General features: G+C 45.9%; 4 protein-coding genes and 1 pseudogene. 3 read left to right on the top strand and 2 right to left on the bottom strand.

All coding sequences use genetic code 11. From position 1 onward, the window contains the following. The 3 genes and pseudogenes from CVN76_RS04495 to CVN76_RS04485 form a co-directional block, all read left to right on the top strand. Positions 1 to 240: pseudogene (locus CVN76_RS04495) on the top strand (amino acid permease); the annotation flags it as partial. 186 nt (positions 241 to 426) lie between these two features. After that, the gene (locus CVN76_RS04490; RefSeq protein WP_064464075.1) at positions 427 to 627 is read left to right on the top strand and encodes a DUF3311 domain-containing protein; all 201 of its coding nucleotides are present in this window, start codon (positions 427 to 429) and stop codon (positions 625 to 627) included. Beyond that, on the top strand, positions 624 to 2,099 hold the full coding sequence (locus tag CVN76_RS04485) for a sodium:solute symporter family protein (RefSeq protein WP_100530454.1): 1,476 nt from the start codon (positions 624 to 626) through the stop codon (positions 2,097 to 2,099). Before CVN76_RS04490 ends, CVN76_RS04485 begins: the two co-directional genes overlap by 4 nt. Positions 2,100 to 2,187: 88 nt before the next feature. On the opposite strand, the gene argH is transcribed toward CVN76_RS04485, so the two are convergent. Then, positions 2,188 to 3,672, bottom strand: coding sequence for an argininosuccinate lyase (gene argH / locus CVN76_RS04480; protein ID WP_100530453.1), 1,485 nt, complete (start codon positions 3,670 to 3,672; stop codon positions 2,188 to 2,190). A 15-nt stretch (positions 3,673 to 3,687) separates the two neighbouring features. Then, on the bottom strand, positions 3,688 to 3,987 hold a 300-nt coding region (locus CVN76_RS04475; protein ID WP_157805516.1), incomplete at its 5' end, for an ABC transporter permease subunit.

Below are 3,987 nucleotides of genomic sequence, written 5' to 3'. Positions count from 1 at the left end.
ATTTGGGTATGGAGCATCATCTTGATCTCCCATATCATATATACGAAAAAACGGCCTGACTTAAGGGCCAAATCGACTTTCAGGGCACCCTTGACACCCTTCATCAATTACCTGATCCTAGGTTTATTCGCGTTCATCCTGCTCGTCATGCTATTCGCTGAGGCTACACGACTCTCACTGTTGATGACGCCGATCTGGTTCATCGTCTTGGCGATGCTTTACAAATATAAAAAACGATAACGAAAAGGAGGAAGCCTTGGACTTATTGGAGCTCAAGGTTTCCTCCGTCCCTTGACAGTGCCGCATAAATATATAAGCGTCCACATTAAATTTTATATCAAAATAGTGTAAGCTATATATCATCGGCCGATTGCCTAAAAAAGATGGCAGACGCTTCACTTTATATAAAACGGAGGGGTTTGTTTAATGAAGATGATCTATATCCTTACACTAGTACCTTTTATTGGCATACTAGGATTCCTGCCTTTTGTGAATAGAATAGAGCCATATGTATTGGGAATGCCCTTCAATATGTTCTGGATGTCGATGTGGGTTGTCCTTACATCGGTGATCTTGGGCATCATGTATAAGCTGGATCCAAGGAATCGCGAAGGTGACCAGGAATGAAGAGCTCCCTTTTCATTATTTTAGCATTTTTACTTTTAGCCATATTTCTAGGCATTCGTTCCTCCAAAGGAAAAGACATGAACCTCGAGCAATGGACGGTCGGCGGACGCGGGTTCGGGGCGATCTTCGTCTTTTTATTGATGGCCGGGGAAATCTATACGACCTTCTCCTTTCTTGGCGGCAGCGGCTGGGCCTACGGCAAAGGTGCCCCCGCCTTATATGTTCTCATATACATCACATTGTCTTACGTATTATCCTATTGGCTCCTTCCTGAAATATGGAAATATGCCAAGGAAAATAAACTTATGTCCCAATCCGACTTTTTTGTTAGCAAATATCAAAGTCCCGTCCTCGGCATACTGGCGGCGATTGTCGGTGTGGTTTCGATGATTCCAGTGATCGTCGTGCAGCTGAAGGGTTTGGGGATCATTGTATCCGAAGCATCTTATGGTGGCATTTCCATGTCTGCGGCGGTTTGGATGGGAGCCATCAGCCTAACCATTTATGTCATGATATCCGGCATACACGGATCTGTCTGGACTGCAGTCATTAAAGATACCTTGATGATTGCCATCATAGGCTTCTTGGGCATTTATTTGCCCATTCATTACTTTGGCGGTTTTCAACCGATGTTCGAAGCAGTCGATGCAGCCAAGCCTGGTTTTCTGAAGCTTCCTGACGAAGGGCTTAGCGTATCATGGTTCATCTCCACGGTAACCTTGCTCGTGTTCGGTTTCTATATGTGGCCGCAAGTTTTCAGTGCGGTATATTCAGCGCGCAGCGGGAAGATCTTTCGAAAGAATGCCATCATCAGCCCCATTTATACACTCATGTTACTATTCGTGTTTTTCGTGGGGTTCACAGCCATATTGAAAGTGCCAGGGCTCGTTGGTGCAGATGCCGACCTCTCCTTGCTCCGCCTTTCGATCGAGACCTTCGATCCATGGTTCATCGGCATAATCGGCGGAGCGGGGTTGCTGACCGCATTGGTTCCGGGATCGATGCTATTGATGAGTGTCGCTACGCTGCTCGCGAAGAACGTCTATAAGGAAATTGCCCCGGCAGCATCCGATAGGCACATTGTAAGATTGGCAAAATTCCTTGTGCCCGCCATAGCCCTTATCGCCGTCTACTTTACCTTGAACGGAGGCGATACGATGTCAGCACTGATTCTCATGGGATACAGTTTCATTACACAGCTCTTCCCGTCCCTTCTCTTTAGTTTGAAAAAGAATAATCCCATCAATAAATATGGTGCAATTGCCGGCATCATCAGTGGGTTGGCCATCGTCACCTGCATTACGGTCAGTCATTCGACAATAGGAACCTTGTTTCCATCCTTGCCGCAAGCGGCGAAAGATTTGAATGTCGGAATCATTGCCTTGGCGGTCAATTTCCTGGTGATGTTCCTAGTAAGCCTTGCTTTCAGTAAGAGGACCATGCAGGCAGAACCTAATATTAACAAGATTTGATGCAACGACTAGCAAATACGAGACGAGAGGCTCAGTCAAAAAGACTGAGCCTTTGTTATTCTCGTTTACCCCAAGTTGCTTGATCCCGTCAATAATCCACTAAAGCCTTCCTTCGGTCATTCAACGCTTTAACCGTTTTCCTGTAAGTCTGCACTTGTTTCTCCAGTTTTTGTTTTCTATCCACTATCATCCTCGAAACTTCTTTTGGGCTCGGTCCGCCCTGGATGCTCCTTATCTCGACAAAGTACTCGGGGGAGATGATTTTTTTCCATTCATCTCCTGAAATATTTACTGAAACGAATTGATTTACAAGCTTGTTAATGTCCTTTATATCCCAATCATATAGCTCTTTTCCTTCACTTAACGAACGTTTTGCGATATGACTGGCTATCGAGTGGGCTTTTCTGAAGGATATCTTGTGCTCCCTTGAGAGCGTATCCGCCAATTCAGTAACGGTTATACTGGATTTTGCCGCCATTCCCTTCGTATGCCCTTCATTTACTTTCAAGGTAGCGATGACGGCATACATAAGCTTCATGACACGGCCCGCATTCGAAAAAGCCCGGTATAAATGCGGCTGCAAATCATCTTCCGTATCGACGATATCCCCAAATGGCGTATTGTGGATCATAGTCATGGCAGCTAGGGCATCCCCATACGCACTGCTTGCAATCGACCGGGAATGTTCAATGGAGACAGGATTCCTTTTTTGCGGCATGATGCTGCTTACTTGGACATAGGGATCTGCCACATGAAATGTACCAAATTCCCTTGTCACATGCTGCAGGAAATCCTGAATCCATCTTCCGGCATCAACCATGCACGTCATGATCGCCGTCGCGGTTTCCACCAAATAATCGGCACCGGCGATCGAGTCATAGGAATTTTCAATAATCGAATCGAAGCCAAGCAGTTCGGCAGTCCGATCCCGGCTGATCGGAAAGCCGGTCGTGGTCAATGCAGCGGCACCCAGGGGAGACTGATTCACCGTTTCGTATGCTGCCCATAGCCTGCCTGAATCTCTTTGAAGAACATCATGAATGGCCAGAAAGTAGTGGCCTAATGTTGTCGGCTGGGCAGGCTGAGTATGCGTGTAGCCGGTTATATAAGTCTCTACATGCTTCTCTGCCTGCACGAGGAATACTTCTCGCAATTGATCCACATGACCAATCAGTTGGAGAAGGCGGCCTCTTAATACGAGCCTGTACATCGCGACCCCCATATCATTGCGACTGCGGCCGATATGGATTTTACCCGCCAGCTCATGGCCGATTTCTTCTCCGATCTTTGCCTCCATCATGAAAAATAAGTCTTCGAATTGCGGTTGATAGTTCAGCACGCCGAGATCTGTTTGAGCCACTTTCCGAATCCCCTCCAACATGATGGTCGCTTCACTTTCCATAATGATCTTTTGCTCTGAAAGCATGATGACATGTGCCCGATGAATATCGAACATTGCATGAAATAAGTAATCTCTTTGATCATTAAAAACAGGTATCAGAAGCTCTTCCGCATATGTTTTCCCAGGAAAAGCACTGCCTTCATTTTTGATAAATTCATCAAGCTTACCCATTTTTGAACCTCCGATTTATAAAGCTTTTTCCGCCTTGATTCCAAAAAACTTGTTTGAAATGAAAAGCACGATAACAATAAGCGTAATTTGTATCATCCCATAGGCAGCGGCCTGCCCCATATTGAACATCCGCAGCTGATTCATGATTTCAATGGATATCGGCCTATTGGAAATCGTATATAACAGCACCGACGTTGGAAATTCCCCGACTGACTCGATGAATGCCAATAATGTCCCTGCCAACACGCCAGGCATGATGATCGGCAAAATGACCTTTCTGAAGGTATAAAACCACTTCGCTCCCAGGTTCCTGGC

It is taken from the genome of Bacillus sp. mrc49 (genome assembly GCF_002803435.1).
Note: the sequence above shows the minus strand (reverse complement) of the source record. Positions and strands in the feature narration are given on the sequence as shown.